The 18,914-nt window shown below is 54.9% G+C and carries 18 protein-coding genes; 8 read left to right on the top strand and 10 right to left on the bottom strand.

Annotated features, from left to right (window positions below; translation table 11 throughout):
• The first annotated feature begins 1 nt into the window (after position 1).
• From VGJ94_17820 to VGJ94_17785, 8 genes are all read left to right on the top strand, one after another.
• Positions 2 to 1,108: a beta-ketoacyl synthase N-terminal-like domain-containing protein gene (locus VGJ94_17820; protein ID HEY3278479.1), complete on the top strand. Its 1,107-nt coding sequence runs from the start codon at positions 2 to 4 to the stop codon at positions 1,106 to 1,108.
• Between the two features lie 13 nt (positions 1,109 to 1,121).
• Positions 1,122 to 1,706: an acyloxyacyl hydrolase gene (locus VGJ94_17815; GenBank protein HEY3278478.1), complete on the top strand. Its 585-nt coding sequence runs from the start codon at positions 1,122 to 1,124 to the stop codon at positions 1,704 to 1,706.
• A gap of 147 nt (positions 1,707 to 1,853) precedes the next feature.
• Positions 1,854 to 2,684 (top strand): hypothetical protein, encoded by an 831-nt coding sequence (locus VGJ94_17810; protein ID HEY3278477.1) that lies wholly within the window; start codon positions 1,854 to 1,856, stop codon positions 2,682 to 2,684.
• Between the two features lie 6 nt (positions 2,685 to 2,690).
• A complete protein-coding gene (locus VGJ94_17805) occupies positions 2,691 to 3,083 on the top strand; it encodes a hypothetical protein (protein HEY3278476.1) in 393 nt (130 codons plus the stop codon).
• Positions 3,084 to 4,097 (top strand): BtrH N-terminal domain-containing protein, encoded by a 1,014-nt coding sequence (locus tag VGJ94_17800; GenBank protein HEY3278475.1) that lies wholly within the window; start codon positions 3,084 to 3,086, stop codon positions 4,095 to 4,097. It abuts the gene before it with no gap.
• Positions 4,094 to 4,858, top strand: coding sequence for an ABC transporter ATP-binding protein (locus VGJ94_17795; protein HEY3278474.1), 765 nt, complete (start codon positions 4,094 to 4,096; stop codon positions 4,856 to 4,858). The genes VGJ94_17800 and VGJ94_17795 overlap by 4 nt, the downstream gene beginning before the upstream one ends.
• Before the next feature lie 8 nt (positions 4,859 to 4,866).
• Positions 4,867 to 6,216, top strand: a complete 1,350-nt coding sequence (locus VGJ94_17790; protein ID HEY3278473.1) for an ABC transporter permease — start codon at positions 4,867 to 4,869, stop codon at positions 6,214 to 6,216.
• A 17-nt stretch (positions 6,217 to 6,233) separates the two neighbouring features.
• The gene (locus tag VGJ94_17785; GenBank protein HEY3278472.1) at positions 6,234 to 6,533 is read left to right on the top strand and encodes a phosphopantetheine-binding protein; all 300 of its coding nucleotides are present in this window, start codon (positions 6,234 to 6,236) and stop codon (positions 6,531 to 6,533) included.
• Between the two features lie 100 nt (positions 6,534 to 6,633).
• Here the strand turns inward: VGJ94_17785 and VGJ94_17780 are convergent, their stop codons facing one another.
• The 10 genes from VGJ94_17780 to VGJ94_17735 all read right to left on the bottom strand — a co-directional run.
• Complete coding sequence (locus tag VGJ94_17780; GenBank protein HEY3278471.1) at positions 6,634 to 7,782, bottom strand: beta-ketoacyl-ACP synthase III; 1,149 nt, start codon at positions 7,780 to 7,782, stop codon at positions 6,634 to 6,636.
• Between the two features lie 16 nt (positions 7,783 to 7,798).
• Positions 7,799 to 9,094, bottom strand: coding sequence for a cobalamin-dependent protein (locus tag VGJ94_17775; GenBank protein ID HEY3278470.1), 1,296 nt, complete (start codon positions 9,092 to 9,094; stop codon positions 7,799 to 7,801).
• A gap of 330 nt (positions 9,095 to 9,424) precedes the next feature.
• Positions 9,425 to 9,805, bottom strand: a complete 381-nt coding sequence (locus VGJ94_17770; protein ID HEY3278469.1) for a cytochrome c3 family protein — start codon at positions 9,803 to 9,805, stop codon at positions 9,425 to 9,427.
• Between the two features lie 75 nt (positions 9,806 to 9,880).
• Complete coding sequence (locus VGJ94_17765) at positions 9,881 to 11,524, bottom strand: FAD-dependent oxidoreductase (GenBank protein HEY3278468.1); 1,644 nt, start codon at positions 11,522 to 11,524, stop codon at positions 9,881 to 9,883.
• Positions 11,525 to 11,573: 49 nt separating this feature from the next.
• Positions 11,574 to 13,181 (bottom strand): sigma-54-dependent Fis family transcriptional regulator, encoded by a 1,608-nt coding sequence (locus tag VGJ94_17760; protein HEY3278467.1) that lies wholly within the window; start codon positions 13,179 to 13,181, stop codon positions 11,574 to 11,576.
• A gap of 168 nt (positions 13,182 to 13,349) precedes the next feature.
• Positions 13,350 to 14,033 (bottom strand): DUF1847 domain-containing protein, encoded by a 684-nt coding sequence (locus VGJ94_17755; GenBank protein ID HEY3278466.1) that lies wholly within the window; start codon positions 14,031 to 14,033, stop codon positions 13,350 to 13,352.
• 271 nt (positions 14,034 to 14,304) lie between these two features.
• Positions 14,305 to 16,368 carry a molybdopterin-dependent oxidoreductase gene (locus tag VGJ94_17750; protein ID HEY3278465.1) on the bottom strand — a complete coding sequence of 688 codons (2,064 nt, stop codon included), beginning with the start codon at positions 16,366 to 16,368 and terminating at the stop codon, positions 14,305 to 14,307.
• 174 nt (positions 16,369 to 16,542) lie between these two features.
• Complete coding sequence (locus tag VGJ94_17745) at positions 16,543 to 17,565, bottom strand: TRAP transporter substrate-binding protein (GenBank protein HEY3278464.1); 1,023 nt, start codon at positions 17,563 to 17,565, stop codon at positions 16,543 to 16,545.
• A 64-nt stretch (positions 17,566 to 17,629) separates the two neighbouring features.
• Entirely contained in the window at positions 17,630 to 17,875 is a 246-nt protein-coding gene (locus tag VGJ94_17740; protein ID HEY3278463.1) for a 4Fe-4S binding protein, read from the bottom strand.
• Positions 17,872 to 18,914, bottom strand: a 1,043-nt coding sequence (locus VGJ94_17735; protein ID HEY3278462.1) for an FAD-dependent oxidoreductase, incomplete at its 5' end; no start/stop codon positions are given. The genes VGJ94_17735 and VGJ94_17740, both read right to left, overlap by 4 nt.

The raw sequence follows: 18,914 nt of genomic DNA, 5'->3' as shown, positions 1-18,914 counted from the left end.
TATGGAAGCCTTTGTTGAAGGCATCGGCATTGTGGGGGGATTCGGTTCGGATATCGAGGAATTCTCTTCCGCCCTCGCTCGCGGAACGAGTCCGGTCCAGTCTGTTTCTTTTCCATCTGAGGAAGGGACAAAAGAGATGCCCGCTTTTCTCGCGGACACGACGGGCCTCGATAAATTTGTCTCGAAGAAGGCGCTGAGAAGGGTGGATCACCATGCGAAGATGGCCCTTCTGGGGGCATACCTCGCCCTGGAAGACGCCCATATGCTCGATATTGACCGCGCGAGCCTCGGCATCGTTGTGGCCAGCGGGTATGGCGCCAGCGCCGGGACTTTCGGCTTCCTCGATTCCTTTATGACCGGCACCGACGCCTATTCCTCTCCCACCCATTTTTCAAATTCAGTCCATAACGCCGCGGCGGCGTATATATCCATATTCCTCGGGGTCACCGGCCCATGCCTCACCGTGAGTCAGTTCGAGATGTCGGTCCCCTCTGCCCTCATATCGGCCCTTCATTGGCTGAGGGAAGGAAGGGTGGAGCGGGTGCTCTTCGGCGCAGTAGACGAATATTGTGACGTGCTGGGATATTGCTGGCGTCGTTTCTTCGGGGTGGAGCGGTCCTCCGCCGGGACGGAACCTTTCCTCTTTGACCGACAGAGTGCGGTGTTAGGCGAAGGCGCCGCGTTCTTTCTCCTTTCGGGCAAGAGAGAAAGGGAGAACGGTTACGGCTGCATTACAGGGGCGCTCACGGAATACCGGGACAGCGCTCACCTTCTCCAGGGGAAGGAGGGGCTTTTTATCCTCGGCGCCGACGGCCATAAAGAATCAGGCTCACGTTACCGTCAATTAATCACGAAGGAGATGAACGTAGCGTCTTATGCGCCTCTCTACGGGAGTTTTCCCACAAATATGGCGTTCGACATGGCGGCGGCGTGTGCGTCCATAAAAGAAAGGAAGATATTTGCCCCTTCGGCCGGGATCGCTCTTCCGTCCTCCATGAATATTTCGCCTCTTCCCCGTGACCTTGGCGTGGAGCCCATATGCTGCCTCAAGCTGGGCGCGGCAGGAGAGGCAGGGATTATCACTCTGGCCTCGCGGGACGTGCGATAAAGTGATGACGGTCTTGAAGAAAAGGACGCTCACCTTTTATTTGATCGCCCTCCTGCTCTTCTCTCAGGCGGCGTTTTGTCCGGATAAGGGCCGCGCCGAGGAAGGGGTCAGGGATGTCGCCGACCGCTACGGCATGGCCATCACCGGAGGGAATTCCTATACCCCTCAAAACGATATATCTTTTGTGTTATTGTCGGGTTTTGCCCTCTTCGACCATGAGAAGGTCTGGGGTCACAAGGCCCCGGACGGGCTTCGGTTCAAAGTGGAGACCAGTCTCGGGACGACTACGCGACCCGACAAGAAACTTATGACCTCGGCGAATATGTTCGCCCTCTATTATCTCAAAAGCCTTGCGTTCAAAACCTTTCGCCCCTATCTCGAGGGGGGAATCGGCATAATCTATACGGACTTTCAGGTCGAGGGCCAGGGGCTCCGCTTCAATTTCAACCCCCAGGTCGGCGTGGGAGTAGAGTTCGCGGCCGGACCGGAGACGACCTGTCTGGCTTCTCTCAGACTCCACCATATCTCCAACGGTGGGCTCAACCACGACAACAGGGGGATCAACTCCGTCACGCTGACACTGGGCCGGTTTTTTTGAACAGAAGGTTTTTGACCGGCGAGAGCGGGTGCGTACGGGCACTCACAGGAGAGCCTATTCTTTCTCTTAGGGCCCATAGCGATGCGTAGATTACACTTATTTGAGATTGCCGATAAAGAATGGTGCCCCCACTCGCTTCGCGGGACTGTGACCGACTACATACAGTTCGGTGTAACCATGTGGAAATCGGATATTGCCATGGCTTCCCTTTTACGGCAAGCCCTCGACCGTCTCGGGGTCCATCACGTGGTCGACCTTTGCTCGGGAAGTGGTGGGCCGTGGCTCGGGATGATCAAGTTTTTTGAAGACACCCATCCGCCGGTTACGGTCTGTCTCACGGACAAGTATCCGAACATTCCCGCCCTTCAATACGTGTGCGATCATTCCGCCGGCAATCTCGGTTTTTCTCCGGAACCTGTCGACGCCGCAAAAGTGCCGAGGGCCCTGAACGGTTTCAGGACCCTGTGTGCGGCCTTTCACCATTTTCGGCCTCCCGAGGCCCGCGCCATCCTCCGGGACGCCGCAAATTCACAACAGGGGATCGCGATTTTTGAGATCACAGAACGGACATTCCGAACGATTCTTATTTTTATAGGAGTTTCCCTGATTATGCCTTTTTGTATACCCTTTTTTCGGCCTTTCCGCTGGTCGAGGTTAATGTGGACCTATGTGATTCCCGTTGCGCCCGTGGTCCAGTTCTACGATTCGCTTATATCCTGTCTCCGCACCTACTCCCCCTCGGAACTTCAGGAATTGACGAAAGACCTTCATAAGGAGTACATCTGGGAAACAGGGGCAATAAAGGCCCCCCACTCGCCTGTCCCCATTTCCTACCTGCTGGGATACCGCCAACAGGCTGAATTTGGGACACGGAAAAACATAGGAGATGGAAAGCACATGGGGCTCACCGCCGTCCAAACGGGCGCGGAGACGGAATCCGGAGAATCGTTGAGAGAATATCGCCATGATATGGGGTAAGGGTTAATGAAAGAGAAAGATGTGCCCCAGGATAAAGGTATATACGGCCGGTGGCATGGCATCAATTATGCGGTTGACGAGGAGGGGAACTACGTGCTCACTCCGAGCTCCGGATGGGAGCCGGCGAATTGGGCCAACCGGCAGGCATGGGACCTGCTGGACCAGGAACTTGCAGAAGTCCTCGAGGAAGTGAGAAAAGGCAGACGAAGTCCCCTCGCATATCACATGGCACGCAGCCTCATGGACGTAAAAATGCTTTCCCGCTATACCGGTCTTGCATGCTGGAGAGTGAAACGGCATTGCAAGCCCCTCGTATTCAAGCGTCTTAATCGGACCCTTCTTGAGCGCTACGCGAAGATCTTCAAAATGACCGCAGATCAACTCATGGAGGTGCCCTAGATGTCGAACCCATCAGGAACAGCATTTATTCACCGCCAGTCGGCCCACTGCGAAAGCGGCTCCACGTCCAACCTCTTCTCGAATCATGGCGTGAACATCTCTGAAGCACTTGCCTTCGGCATCGGCGCCGGCCTGTTCTTCGGGTACTTTCCTTTCATTAAAGTTCATGGTCTCCCGCTCATTACGTTCCGGAACGCGCCTGGAAGGATTATCAAGAATACCGCGAGACGGCTGAAGGTCCGCTTCCAGTGCTCCAAATTCAAGGATCCTGAGAAGGCAATGGATTCCCTCGACGCGATCCTCGGCAAGGGTATTCCCGTGGGTCTCCAGGCGGGCATCTATTGGCTTCCCTACTTTCCCGATGCCTTAAGGTTTCATTTCAATGCCCACACCCTCATCGCATACGGCAGGAAAGGGAATGACTACCTCATCAGCGATCCTGTATTTGACGAGCCGGTCGTCTGTTCCAGGGACGACCTCATGAAGGCCCGATTTTCCGAAGGCGCGCTTGCCCCAAAAGGCAAAATGTATTATCTCTCGGGAATTCCCGGAGAGATCGACTTGCCCCGGGCCGTGAGGGAAGGGATCAAGGAAACCTGCCGGATGATGGTCAAAACACCATTCCCTCTCATCGGCGTGAGAGGGATCAGGCTTTTCGCCAAAAAAGTAAGAGGGTGGCCGGTAAAATATGGAAGGCGGAAGGCCGTGCTCCATCTGGGCCACGCGATCAGGATGCAGGAGGAAATCGGCACAGGCGGAGGTGGATTTCGCCTCATGTATGCCGCTTTCCTTCAGGAAGCTGCAGGCATCATGGACAATAAAGGCCTCTTGGACATTTCCCGCAGAATGACGGATGCGGGGGATAAATGGAGGGAATTCGCCCTCTTCGGGGCACGAATCTGCAAGGAGAGGTCGACGGACGGAGACAATTTCGATCGCCTGGCCGATATTCTCCACGATTGCGGGAACAGGGAGCAGACCCTCTTCAAAGACTTGCAGGAAGTGCTCCGTTGACGGAAGGGGTGACTTCCGGAGGAATAATCCTCGAAGCGCGCTCCCTTGCCAAGACTTACCGGGGCGCGTCCCGGCCGGCTTTGAACGGGGTCGATATCTCGATCAGGGAAGGCACGGTCTTCGGCCTCCTCGGTCCGAACGGGGCAGGTAAAACAACCGCCATCTCCATTATGACCACCTTGCTCCAACCGACCGGCGGGACTGTCACCGTCTGCGGAATAGACATAGTCAGGTATCCCACACAGGTGAGAAAGCTCATCGGTTACGTTCCCCAGGAGGTTGCCCTTTATCAGAACCTCACCGCCCGCGAAAATCTCCGGTTTTTTGGCCGCATGTACGGATTACGGGGCAAGGACCTTGAAACGAGGGTATGCGATGCTCTGGAGCTGGTCGGTCTCGAAGAGACCGCCGATCAGCGCGTCTTCACTTATTCGGGCGGAATGAAGCGCCGGGCCAACCTCGCGGCGGGCGTTCTCCAAAAACCGAAGCTTCTTTTTCTTGACGAACCGACCGTCGGGATCGACCCTCAATCGCGCAATTTGATTCTCGAGAGGCTTACCTTTCTGAAAGACAAAATCACAATGGTCTATACCACGCACTACATGGAGGAAGCGGAGCAGCTCTGCACTTATGTGGCGATAATGGATGCAGGCTCTATCATTGCGGAAGGACCTCCGGGAGAGCTTGTTCGCCGGGTTGCCGGGTGCTCGAACCTGGAGACCCTGTTCATAAGCCTCACGGGAAAACAACTGAGGGATTGATTACTTCAATGTTGAAACTACTCTCTTCCGTAGCAAAGGAGCTTACCCTCCTGGGGCGCGATTTTGCCGGGCTTCTCGTGCTCTTTGTCATGCCCGTCGTGCTCGTCATCGTGGTGACCCTTGTCCAGGAGAACGTGCTTAAATCCATGGTGACAAAGACGGAGGTTCTTTTCATAAACATGGACGGGCAATTTGTGGGCCGGGGCATAGAAGAAGCGTTACTCCGGTCCGGGGCGGTGAAAATTGTATCGGAGATCCAGGGTAAAGCATTGAGCGTGGAGACCGCAAAAAAAGCGGTTGGGAAGGGAGATTTCCCGCTTTGCATCGTGATCCCCGAAGGGACGACCGCCGCTTTCAGGAAAAGGATAAGAGAGAGCGGAAAAGATTCCTTCTCTGTGGGGGATGACAAAACTAAATCGGTAGCCGGGGCGCCGGGGGAGACCCCTCTCCTCTTCGTTTATTTCGATCCGACTCTAAAGGAGACTTTCAGGATGGGGGTCAAGAGTACCCTGGAGAAGGTAATCCTGGGTATGGAAGCCGGCGAAAAACTGAAGGTTTTATCCGAGCTCCTCCCGAAAGAGATGGAGACGGCGACCCGAAAAGCCATGGGCGCCATGTGGTCGGAAGAGTACAGGAACGCGATCCCTCAGGTCCATTTCAATTGGGACAACAGGCCGATTGTCGCGATTAAAGAGGAGATTGCAGGTTATGGCGGCACCGCGAAGATCCCTACTACCGTGCAACAAAACGTACCGGCATGGACACTTTTCGGCATGTTCTTTATAGTGGTCCCCCTCGGGGCTGCCTTAATAAGGGAGCGGCAGGACGGGATGCTGGCCCGCCTTCTCACCATGCCCATATCGTACCTGACTATTATATCCGGCAAGGTCTTCGCATACGTCATTATCTGTATGGTGCAGTTTTTCTTCATCATGGGAGTCGGAAAGGTGTTGCTCCCAATTCTTGGGGCCCCTGCCCTGGAGGTGGGATCCTCCTATGCCGCGCTCATCCTCATTGCCCTGTGCGCTTCGCTGGCCGCGTCCGGATATGGCATCCTCCTGGGCACGGTGGCAAGGACATACGAGCAGGCCTCGACCTTCGGCGCCGTCTCCGTGGTAATCGCCGCAGCCCTTGGGGGTGTCATGGTGCCGGTCTATGTGATGCCGAAAATAATGCAAACCATTGGCCTCTTTTCCCCTCTTTCCTGGGGCCTCACTGCATTTTTGACTGTTTTTGTCCGCGGTGGAGGCATAGGGTCGATACTCCCCGAGCTTATGTCGATGTTTCTCTTTTTTGTGCTCACAATTCTCGTCGCATGGTTTTATATGTTCAAGCGAGGAAGACTCCACATTCATTAACGGCAAGGTGAAATCGCATGAAATCGGTTGAAAAAGACGGTCTTGAAAGAGAGTTGCTTGAAATGATTATTCAGGTGTGCAACATAACCGACCCCATACCGGAGGATCTGTCTCCAGGTGATCCGCTCATTGGTCCCGAATCGGCTTTCGGACTCGATTCCCTTGACGCGGTGGAGATCGTGGTAGCGGTGGAGAAGAAATACAATATTCGCATCGGCTCACAGGAGACTACGCGCAAGATATTCAGATCTCTGAAAACACTGGCAAACTATGTGAGAAAACAGACAGCCCTTATTCCATCTCTAAGTCAAAGATGATATCGAGGCGACGAGGAAGACGCGACGGAGGTGTACTTTCAGTACATCGAGGAGCGGATGACGAAGGCAACGAAGAGAGCGCTTTGAATTAGAAATGGAATTACACGGCCGTGAGCATCATATAACACATGGAGAACCTGCCGCTTTCGGGAATAAAGCAGAGGATCTTCTCCCCTCTCTGTATCTTGCCTGAATGGAACAGTTCTTCCATAATGATATAAATTGAGGCTGCCCCTGTATTTCCTTTATAGGTGAGGTTCGAAAACCACCTGTCGAGGGGGATTTCGAAGTTCGCATTTTTCATATCTTCATAGAACTTCATTTTAAAATATTCAGAGGAATAATGGGGCAGGAACCAATCGACCCGGGAGGCCGAAACGTCATGTTTTTTTACGACCCGGGGCAGGGTCTTTTCCACTGCGACCTGCAGCACTTCACGGTTTAAGAGCTTCACATCCTGTTTTATGAGAAAGGCCCCTTCCTCGAGGGCATTTTGCAGAGAGGGAAAATCACGCCAGCCGGTCATCGCGCCGTTGGCGTTTTTCTTTGCTCCGGCGTACATGCAGGTTTCAAAGTCCCCGGCATAAGAGATCTGCTCGATCCAGTCTATTCTCAAGGCGGGCTTGCCGGGAACAGGGTCACTTGTCACAAATACCGCGCCGGCGCCGTCAGAGAGCATCCATCTGAGGAAAGCTGTGTCAAAGGGCACAAGCTTATCCTTCCTGAGAAAAGCCTCTTTTTTCTGTTTTACGCCCTCGAAGAAGGAGGCCCTCGTGAACGATGACGCACGATCCGACCCTGATGCCACGGCATTCTTGGTGAGGCCGAGGGCCACATTCATGTAGCCGAATTTCAGGGCAGTCATCCCTGACAGGCAAATGCCTGAGGTGCTGACTACTTCGCAGGGTGCGCTTTTCAGCTCGCCATGAACCATCAACCCGTGGCCCGGCATCAACTGGTCCGGAGTCGACGTCCCGCAGCAGAGACACTCTATATCGTCGAGATGGAATCCTTCATAAGGCATGAGGCGCCGTATCGCTTCGGCGGTAAGCTGAACGTTCGTATGGGTGGGTTCGCCCGTGAGGGGGTCAATTGCGTAATATCTTGTCCGGATATTGTTGCTTTTCAGGATGATATTCTTGATCCGGGGCGGCATACGATTGACCGCGCCCAATACCCGGTCGATCTCCTCGTTCGAGACGGGCGCATTGGGAAGGAAGGCCGAGATGTCGGTGATATATACATCCATCAGAGCGCGCACCCCCTCATAGCTTTGCCCCAATATGCCCCGACTTCATGAGATCGGCATAATTTTCATAAAACGCTTTTTCATTCATTTTGGTAGGGATTACGGCATTTGTGAGGGTGTAGAAATCGAGGTCATGGAGAGTGATTTTGGATTTCAACGATTCATAAAGAGGGGTCCCCGGCAGCGGCGTAAGGACCGAGAACATAGGCAGATCCACCGGATTTTTCTCCAAATATGCTCTCATCTCCTGAAACCGCACCTCATCCCAATCGGGAGAGATTATGAAATCCCCCACGATAGTGATGCCTGTATCGTGGAGTATCCCTATCGCCTCGGTGTTCATGGAGGACGTATTTGCCTTCTCCATCTCCTTGAGTCTCCCGTCGTCTATCTCCTCGAAACCGACGATAACGGAACGAAGCCCTGCCTTCTTCCATTCAACAAAAAGGTCCGGATGACGCACCACCGTGTCGGATCGCACATCGGCCACGTAATTCTTTCGTATTCCGGCCCCCTCTATTTTTCGACACAATTCGCGCGACTGGTCTACGTTCCCGAAGGTATTGGCGTCTACGAGACGTATGACCGGAATGTCCCCAAGTAACCCTATATCCCTGAGAACCGCCTCCGGGCTATGGGTCAGATAGCGGCCACCCGTCATCTTCTCGATGGAACAGAACGAGCAGCGATGAGGGCAGCCGGAAGCGGCAGATACAGCCCCCAGCCTGAAACCGAGAGAGGGCAATATGTAATGCTCCCGGTAGCTGCTTACCAGATCATATCGGGGAGGTTTTTCCTCTACCAGATCGGAAGGGGAATAGGTCCGCGGAAGATAGGAAAGAACATTGCGAGGATCGGTCTTTGCAACGCCCGGGATCTCATCTGTCGGTCCCCCGGCTTCCAGGGCGGCGATCAATTCTCCGAAGCTCAGCTTCCCGAGTCCCACTACGATATAATCTATATGCGGCTTGTTAAAAAATTGCGGATCGTTGCTCGCATGAACACCTCCGACGACCACCGTCGCCTTTACCGTCTCCTTTGCCTCAAAAGCCAGGCTCACCATAGTGTTCGCCTCGCATGTCACACCGGTAATCCCGACAACATGAGGCTTAAAATTTACAAGGGTTTCCGTGTAAACAGCGGGCTCCGCCTTGAGATCGACTATCTTCACCTCATGGTCATCGAGGTTGCCGGCAAGAACTTCAAGGCACAGCGGTTCTCCGCGCAGAATAAGCTTTAAGGAGTCGATACCATATTGCTCCTCAGGGATACTGCGCCCACAATTCGGAGGATTAACTAGAAGGATTCGCATTCAGCATTCTATCAAAAAAAAGGAACTTCTCCTGTTTAAATCAATATTCAACAGGCACACTTTTCCGGAAAAAAGCAGCCCTCTCTATCATACAAACACATTGCCGTTAACCATAATATATCTAATTATATCGAGTCAAGTAAATTACGCAGGGGCCTTACCTGCGTCCCAAACCCCTATCTTGACTTTGGATCGAATGATTTGAGAACCTGTGGAGGGGCACAAAATAAGACCGCCCCAAGGACGGCACGAAGAGATATCGAGCAAGCTCTCCCCGGGGACCAGACAGGCACGCCTCGGGATGAGAAGGCAAGACACAGAACCGCGAGCTCAGGGAGTCCTCACGCCGAAATCGTGGCAGACGTCACACTGGTTCTCCGAAGTTTTGTGTGCGTGGTGACAGCTCGCGCAGTCCGGAAAGGGCATGTGGGCGTCATGGGGGTTCCGTTTTTTCGATTGCACGGCCGAGGGCTTGGCCACGTCTGCATGACAGCCCGTGCAGGTTCCGGTGGTGACCGGGGATGAGGGCTTTTCCTTGTGGCACTGGGCGCATTTTATCCCGGCCGACGTGTGCTTTTCGCCGAGAAGCGGGTCTTTTCCGGCCTTCTGCGACCATGCTCCGTTCGAGACGGCGAGGAGAAAGAAGAGGGCGCCTATCGAACAGAATACCCCTGTCCATATGCGTTTTCGGGACGAGCTCCTTACGGCCATTCTTCTTCCTCCTCGCTTACTTTAATTTACTGCCGCCCGCTCCTTACGTGTGAACGGGCGGGCCGTCCTTCGCTCTCAGCCTTTCGATGCGGCCGCCTTCTCCCCGGCCAGCCACCCGAAGGCATATGCCCTCCCGTGGCTCACGCCGGACGCGGTGATGGGATAGTCATTGCAGAAAAAGTCACCCGATGCATTGCCCGCGGCATAGAGACCGGGGATGGGCTTACCTTCCCTATCCAGAACCTGGAGGTCCGTATTGATGCGCAGGCCGTCCAGGGTTACGAGCAGACCCGTGCCGACTTTGGCCGCACCGAAAGGAGGCTTCACGATATAGGTCAGTTTTTTCGGGTCCTTGCCGAAGTCCTCGTCAACGCCCTTCTTGACCAGCTCATTGTAGCGCTTCACCGTGGCCGCGAAGGCGTCCCTGGGGACATTCATCTTGGCTGCCAGCTCTTCAATCGAGTTCGCTTCCACGATGACGCCTTTCCTCTTCCACTTCTCGTAGCTCTTGTCGTTCCAGAAGACGGGGATATGCATGTTCTCGCAGATTACGCCGTGCATCTTCTCTTTGTCCGTGTTCCAGTTCGCATCCCAGATGGTCCATTTGATGCTGCCGGGCTGCTCGATGTCCTGGTTTGCCGTATAGCCGAAAGGCGCGTCTTCGTTGGCGTAGCGCTCGCCCAGGGTGTTGACGTAGAGGAAGGGCTGGCGCGCAAGCGTCATGTGCATGGGATCTCCGGGAGTATGTCCGTCCCATAGCATGGGGCAGTCGGTCTCCTGTTTCACGCCGCCGACCCACATACCCATAATGATGCCGTCGCCCGTGTCGCTGCCTTCCTCGTAGGAAGTGTTGATCGTCTTCAAGGCCCGGGGCGAGTACTTCTCCTGCATCTCTTTATTGTTGGTGTAGCCTCCCGTGCAGATGACAACACCTTTGGCCGCGTCCACCTGGACATATCCGTCTTTTCCCTTCGCGATTACACCGGTCACCTTGCTTTTGCCGTCCTTCCGGATCAGCTGTACTGCCGGAGTTTCATAGAGGACCTCTACGCCTGCCGCCTTGACGTTCTTTTCGAGCACACGGCCGAGGGAACGCTGCATACCGGGCAGAAAATTGACGGGAAGAGGAAAATCCTTGTAGGGCCAGTATTCTTTTCCGTCCGTATCGACCCGGTATTTGACGCCGTCCTTATCCGCCATGTCGAGGAGTTTATCCATGACCCGCCCGCTCTCGTCGATCCAGAGCTTGATGAGCCTCGCGTTGGCATGATAGCCACCAAAACGCATGATGTCCGCCATGACCTGGTCTTTCGGGACCTCTATCTTCTGGGCCTTATGCTGGCGGTCGCCTATCGATGCGTTCCATCCTCCGTGAGTGGTGAAGGTATTCCTCTTTTCCAGAACTATGACCTTCGCGCCCTTCTCGGCAGCCGCCAGGGCCGCGCAAAATCCCGAGAGGCCAAGGCCGAGGACCACCACGTCGGCCGTTTTCTTCGTCTTGATCTCACTCGCACGGATGGGCTTCGGCGGGGTCTCGAAAGAATAGGTCTTGCATCGTCCCGCGGACGCACCCGGTGCTGTCCCTTTCCCCCCTTTTGGAGCGGCAGCCTCCCCGATCCCCGGGGCAACCGCGCCGATACCCGCCAGCAGCCCCGCGGCCCCTGCAGCCAATGAACCTTTCAGAAAATCCCGACGTCCTTTCTTCTCCTCATTCTTCATGAAATCCCTCCAGATATTTAGATCCAACCAAATCCAGGCTGGTACGCGTTTATCGCACTCCGTATTCCTCGAGCTTGCGATAAAGGGTTCTCAACCCTATGTCCAGCTTAGTCGCCGCCAACTTCTTGTCGCCCTTGGCCAGTTCGAAGACTGCCAGGACATACTTGCGCTCAATCTCACGGAGCGGCCTGATGTCATCGTGCACCACGGGTCTGAAAGAAGGCTTTCTTAGACCATGGGGAAGGTCCTCCAGTTCGACACGCGTGCCGGCGCAGAGGGCAACCGCCCTTTCGACGACATTCTGAAGCTCCCGCACGTTGCCCGGCCAGTCATGGCGGAGCAGACACTCCACCGCGGCAGGCGAAAACCCTTTGACCCCGCGCCCCGATCCCTTATTCATCATGGCAAGAAAAAAACGCGCGAGGGGCAATATGTCTTCCACACGCTGACGTAGCGGCGGCATCGTCAGCCCGATCACGCAAAGCCGGTAATACAGGTCCGAACGGAAACGCCCGGACTTGACGTCCTCCTCCAGATCGCGGTTTGACGCGGCAATGATCCTGAAATCGACCGGCCGCGAAATGGCTTCCCCGACCCGGCACACGCTCCCCTCCTGAATCACCCTGAGGAGTTTCGCCTGCATCTCGAAGGGCATCTCCTCAATTTTTTCGATGAAGACCGTTCCTCCCCTTGGGCCTTCGAACAGGCCTGCCCGGTCGCGATCCGCACCGGGGAAGGCCCCCCTGGCATGCCCGAAAAACTCGCTCTCTAAAAGAGAAGGCGAGACCGCACTGCAGCTCGCCGAGACGAAAGGTCGTGACGATCGGGCAGATTCGTCGTGGATGAGACGGGCGATCAATTCCTTCCCGCTTCCGGTTTCCCCGGTCAGCATCACAAACGAGTCCACCTTTGCCGCACGCTTCGCAAGGCTCAGGGTATCCCGCATCACCGAGCTGTTTGCGATTATGCCCGATGAATAGATGTCGGTGTCGAGAGTCTTCTTCAACTGAATCAGGCGTCGCTCGGCCTTGCGAAGCTTTGCCGTCACATCCTCGAGGATGCCATCAATAGTTTTTTCCCGGAAAAAAGGCAGATGATCGTGAATCTCCGGACCCCAGTCTTCAATAAGTCTGGCTTCAACGGAACAATAGGCATCGCCTTTTCCGACGCACTTGTGCTCGATGCAATACAACTCCCGGCCCAGCGCCCGGCTGGTGTAGCCACTTATGAACCCGGTCAGTGTCCAGCACACGGGCTCAGTCGATATACCGAATTGAAGCACGTGCTGCTCCGCCTCATAGGAGTCATGCCATGTACACGTCGTGTGATGGAGCTCATTGCCCACGTTAAAATTGAATTCACTAATACTGACCAATCCCTGCAGCATGTGAAGGGCCGGTCCGAACCGCGGGTCTCCCAACAGGTCCGGCCACTCCGCGCTCAGATGGTCGGCGGCCAGCCAGCCGTGGGCGTATCCCAGGCGGGTGAGGACGTTCCGTGCGGCCGATACGCCGAGTCTGTCGAAAAGCTCGCGGCGCAAAAGGCCCATGGCAACGGCGTCGAAGAGAAGCACACGATGCCCCATGAACTTGATAATACCTCCTTCGGGATTAAAGGAAAGGAGGCTCCGTAAGTCAAATGTCTGTGTATTCTCCATTCGGTCGCGCGCTCACTCCATTACTAGAAGTTAGCACGTTGATGTCAAATAGACAACAATTTTTTGCCATAATGGCAGCGGAGAAGGCAAAGGGTAACCATTGGACCCCCGTGATCGAAGTGGCCATGGCTCAGGGCAGATGTTGATCCGATTCGACCTTGAACCGGTTTATGGCTCCATTACCCATGAGTAATATTTGTCCGAAAGGTAAATGGCCGATAAGGGATTGTGGCCGGTAACGCGGTCCTTCACGGCAAGTACCGTCGTTGGCGCCTCGGCAAACTTGAAATACATGGAGTCGTGTCCCACGCAAAGCCCTAAGAGCACATTAAAATCCGTTTTCCCCTCGTTGAGAACCATTGCCTGGAATATGGGATTGCACATGGACTCGTGCTCGCCCCAGTGCACCTTCTCCTTGTCCTTCAACCCTATTTCTTCCTTCGGGACTGCGCCTGCCTTGCACACCACCGATACTACCGTGAAGCCATGGTTTTCAAAGATCCGGGCCACCGCCGCCGCTTCATTCGCCAGTCCGCCGCAAAATACGAGGCCCAGTCTCACGTATCCCATCTTTTTCGCGAATTCCATGGTTTCCACAATTCTCGGTTTAACCGGATGCATCACAAAGGGCTGCCTGTCCCGCCCGGAGTAACACTCTCCCTCCTGCACCGATGCCAGGCGGGCAAACTCCTTCAGATCATCGGTTTTGTACTCTTCGAGCGCCTTTTTAAGAAGCTTCTTCCTGCCCACGGTAGGACATCCTTTTCCCGCCTTGCCCCCGGGGACCATGCAGGCCCGCTCCCCTTCAATTACCGCACAACTGGCGCACTCGGCCTCACTGCCCTTCTTCATTTGCTCTCCTTTTTCCGCGATGCTTCTTTTACAACTCACAACGACTCCTGCATCGCGGACAGGCCATCGGTTCGAGGCTGACCCCTGATGGCCTAATAGTTACCAATATATCACGCCCCAATCTCACGGGCACACTTTTTTCCGTATGCGCAGGGGATATACATCACGGCTGTTTCTTTCTATTATAGAAGGCACCTTTATATTCGGTAACCTCCGCGGCCAAAGAAGCAGTGCGGGAAGTCTTCGGGCAAGGCCGGGCCGATCCAAAACTCTACAGCGGAACCTTCCTTATTTCACAGAGGAAAAGCCTATTGGGGTATCCGCCGGAGACAGGGTCCCACACGTCGTCACGGGTAAGCTGATTCACGCCGGCGCCCTTGTCTGTCGGATTTCCCCACCCGAAGTCGATGGAAATGAGACCGGGCCCCAGGTTTTCAGTGAGAAGGGCCCTTGCGTTAATCTTTCCCCGGGGAGATTCGACCTCTGTTCGTTCTCCGTCCCCTATTCCCCTGGCCTCCGCATCCGAAGGATGGAGCATGAGAACGGGCTCGGCGTAGCCTTTCTTCGGGGCAAGGAGGTTCACCAGCTTTGTGTGAACGAACTCGGCGGGCCTCCTGGTCGTCCCCGAAAGGGGGTATTTGGCCCATAATTCAGGGTTCGTAATGTGAGACTCCTTCGGGTATTCGTAACCCGGAAGGGCGCCATAGTGCCCATCTTCGAACCTGGAGGAGCAGCATTCAACGAGGCCCGAGGGCGTCTTGAAGCCTCCCTTTTCGTACTTCCTATACACTACAGGTGGCGAGACGTAGATGATTTGATTTGCCCTCAGATCACGGAGTGTCACATTCGCGGGCTTGAGCTCAAAATCTATCCATTCCTCTGCGTTATGAAAGGGATAGTCGGCCTCGATACCCATTTTTTTTGCCAGATCGTACTCGATCTCGAAGATGGACCGCGATTCCCCGAGAGGTTCGGAAACCTTCTCCCGAAGGGCGACGAACCCTCCTTTACTGCTGGAATAGGCCCTGTAATCGACCGCCTCCAAGTCTGCCGCTGCCGGCAGAATAAGGTCGGCCATTTCGGTGGTGGCCGTGGGAAATATATCCAGGACCATCAGGAAATCCAATTTCCTGAAGGCATCCACTGTACGGTTTTGATTGGCCTGCACCAACACCGGGTTGGCGTGGTGGACGATCATGGCCCTTGGACGGTCGGTCCCTTCACCGAGTAGCGCCTCCTTGACGGCAGGGAATGTACTCACGGGGAAGAGGGGGAACTCCTGCCGGCCCAACATCTCTTTGCCCGATTTCACGGTAGGCAGGACGCTTTGGGGGACAATCGAGTAGAGGACATTGCCACCGGGCGCGTCGAAATTACCGGTGAGGGCTATCAGCATGCAAATGACCCTCACCGCATCCACGCCGTTCGTGTGCATGTCCAGCCCGTTTCCCTCACAAATGAGCGCCCCATCGGTCTTCGCATAAAGACGGGCGAATTCGCGGATGCGCTCCGCGGGGACGGATGTAATTCCTTCCGCCCATTCCGGCGACATGGTCTCTACATGTTTTCTGATCGCATCAAAGCCGGAGACCCATTTTTTCACGAATTCTTCATCCCAGATGTCTTCTTCGATTATGGCATGAACCATGGAGAGCCCCAAAGCGGGATCGGTTCCTATATTGGGACGGATCCATTCGTCCGCCAAAGAGGCGGTTTCAGACCGGACCGGATCCACGACAATAATCTTTACCCCTCTCTTCTTCAATCGGGGCACGATTTCGTGCAAACCATCGTAGGCCGCATAGTTGCTGAAACGAGTGGTATTGACCGGGTTTGAAGCCCAGAACACAGCCAATCGCGTATGTTCATAGTCCGGTTCAGGTCTTCCGCCGAAAGCCTGAACGAAAGCCACCTGTCTGGGAATGGCGCAGAGATTGGCGGCTCCCGAGAGGTTGGGAGAGCCGTAGACGCCCATGAACTGCACAAAACCATCCCTTCCTCCGTAGCTGACAGGCGCTCCTCCCATATGGACGAGGGCTTGGGGGCCATATTTTCCCTTAACCGTCGAAAGCTTTTCCGCTGCGAAATCGAGCGCCTCATCCCAGGATATTCTGGCGAATCCTCCCTTTGTTCTTCTAAGGGGAAATTTCAGCCGCTGCTCCGATTCCAGCATCGGCTTTATCGCCCGAGCCTTGGGACAGAGATAGCCTTTGTTGACGGGATGGTCCGGATCGCCCTCCACGCGAAGAACTTTTCCGTCTCTCACATAGACCTTGATCCCGCAATTTGAATGGCAAAATCCGCATATGGATCGTACCGCTCTATCGCTCGACATATTTTCTCCTTATTTCTGACGTTTTCTTATATGCGGTCTATCCATACCTGTCTCCCGTAGCAAGATTATCGTGATGGAATATCTGAGGGTGGTCCCGTCGACAATTATGCAGAAAGAGGAGAGGAGGAAGGGCCGGCCTCCTCATCGGCGCCCGGCCCTTCTGTCCGTTGACGCTTACGGGTGCGTCTTTATATAGTCCAAACAGAACTTCACCGCTTCGTCGCCCGGCAGTCCTTTCGCCTTCATCTCCCGGACGTATCTATCCCTTACGGACTGCATCTTCTCGGCCGTCCTCGCTTCTTCTTCCTTTGTCACTTTGACCCATGTCATACCTTTCTTTATTGAATACTCCTTCGCCTCCTCGTCAAGGACAACCCAAAGTTTTGCCTGTTTTTCAATCCATTCTTCGTTGATCTTTTCTATGGCCGCCTGGTCGGCTTTTGAAAGCGAGTTCCACCTGCCTTTGTTCATGACCACAAACATGGAAGTCATGTAGGAAATAGCATAGTTCTCGAGAGACCCCTTTGTGACCTCCGCGAACCTCCAGCCCTTGAGCGTCTCTATGGGGCCCACCACGCCGTCGACGAGACCCTTCTGCAGGGAGTCGTAGGTCTCGGTGATGGGCTGGGTCACTGGGGCCCCTCCCACCGCGGATACTATGTGTGCACTGTCCGCGCTCGCCTTTATTCTCAAGCCCTTTATCCCGTCAATCGACGAAATGACCTTTTTTGTATAGAAAAGGGCGGGGGCGGCACCGTGGAGGTACATCACCTTTACATCATCGAACTCCTTCGGGTGGAACTTCTTATAATACGCATTCGCCATCATTGTTGCCTGATACCCATTCTTTTCGCCCAGCGGAAGCTGCAGCACTTCGCTAAGCGGCAGCCTGCCGGGCACATATGCCAGAAGGGCCTGCCCGATGTCGGCTATTCCTTTCACCGTGCTGTCATAAGTCTGCATGGGCGGGGTCAGGGTGGCTCCTGCAAAATAGGAGACCTTCACGCGCCCGTTGGTTCTCTTTTCCACCTCTTTGCACCAGTCTTCCGCGAGCTTGCTGATGGGGTGCATGGGCGGAAAGAAATTGGAATACCTGAGCTTTACCACTTTTTCCTGTCCGTAAGCCGGGGTCAGGTACGCAAAGGACAAAAAGAGAACGCCGAAAACGATCCATGATAATCCGATATTTTTTTTCATAAAAGACTCCTTCGTAGATTTTGTTTGTCCGAAAAGCTCAAGGGGACTCAGACGTCGCACATGCCTACCCTCCTCCGCCCCCCTTCTTTTCTTTCATGCTGGGGACCTGCCCGGCCGCCGGAGGAATCTTCTCCCGGATCGCCGCTTCCGGGCATTCCGGCAGACAGCGGTAGCAGAGATCGCAGCGGGCCCGGTTTATGTTGGCCCGTCCCCACATAAACCAGATGGCTCTGCGGGGACAAACGCCGGCGCACGCCCCGCACCCCAGGCACATCTCCGTCTTCACTTCCAGCGCGACCCGGTCCTTCATCTGTTTGTCGCGCGGTCCTCGATCTGCCGGGGAAGCACCACATCCTGGTCGATCAGTCGACGCTGGAGCGTTTTTATGTCGATATCCCTGGGGCTTACGCCCGCTTTTGCCGCCATGGCCGCCGCGGTACCGACCGCTTGCCCCATCTGTACGCAGAAGGGGATGATGTTGAGCACGTCATTTGCGACCAGATCCGAGGAAAAAGAGCGCCCGGCAACGAGCAGGTTCTCTATCTTCTGCGGCACTAACGAGCGGTAAGGGATGCACATATGCGGGTGAGCCTGCGAGACGTTTCCGTCGATGGAAGGACACAATGCAATGGTATCGTCATGGACCACGCCGGTGTGTACATCCTTTTCGGTAACCATATATTCTCCGAGCAACCGCCTGCTCCCACGGGTCCCTATCTGGGGAGCGACGTTCATGATGAAGCTCTTTTCGTAACCGGGCACGTGCTTTTTCAGGAAATTGTAGGTAATAAGCATGCCTTTCCTGGCATTGACTTCCACCCAGGTGAGGTCTTCAAAACTGAGGGCGCTGAGAATACCCTTTCCCGAGGAGACTCCGGCTGCCTCCTTTACGAAGCTTTTCATGTAATTGGGTACCCATTTGGGGAAATAGTTATTGACCCAGACCACGTCTTTGCGCTGGCTGCGCAATATGAGCGAATAACCTCCAAGACCCTCGAGTTCGTACATGAGCTCGCCATAGCGCTCTTTCTCCTCGGTCATGAACCTGCTGAATTTCTTTGTATCCACGTTTGCAAGCTGAAAAACCAGGGCCATTCTCGAGATCCTGGCCTTCGGGTCGAGATTCCCGTCAAAGGGCGCGCCGGCCGATGCAAAGAGATCGCCGTCACCCGTGGTATCGATCACGACCTTGGAGAGTATCGCTTGCCTCCCTGACTTGCTCTCGAAAATCACGCCGCGAACTTCGTTCCCTTCGACCAGCGGCTCCGTGCCCCAGGAATGGAGAAACAAGGTCACGCCGGCCTCCTCCATCATGTCGTTGAGGACACACTTCATGATCTCCGGGTCCA

Source organism: Syntrophorhabdaceae bacterium, from assembly GCA_036504895.1.
GTDB lineage: Bacteria > Desulfobacterota > Syntrophorhabdia > Syntrophorhabdales > Syntrophorhabdaceae > PNOM01.
Note: the sequence above shows the minus strand (reverse complement) of the source record. Positions and strands in the feature narration are given on the sequence as shown.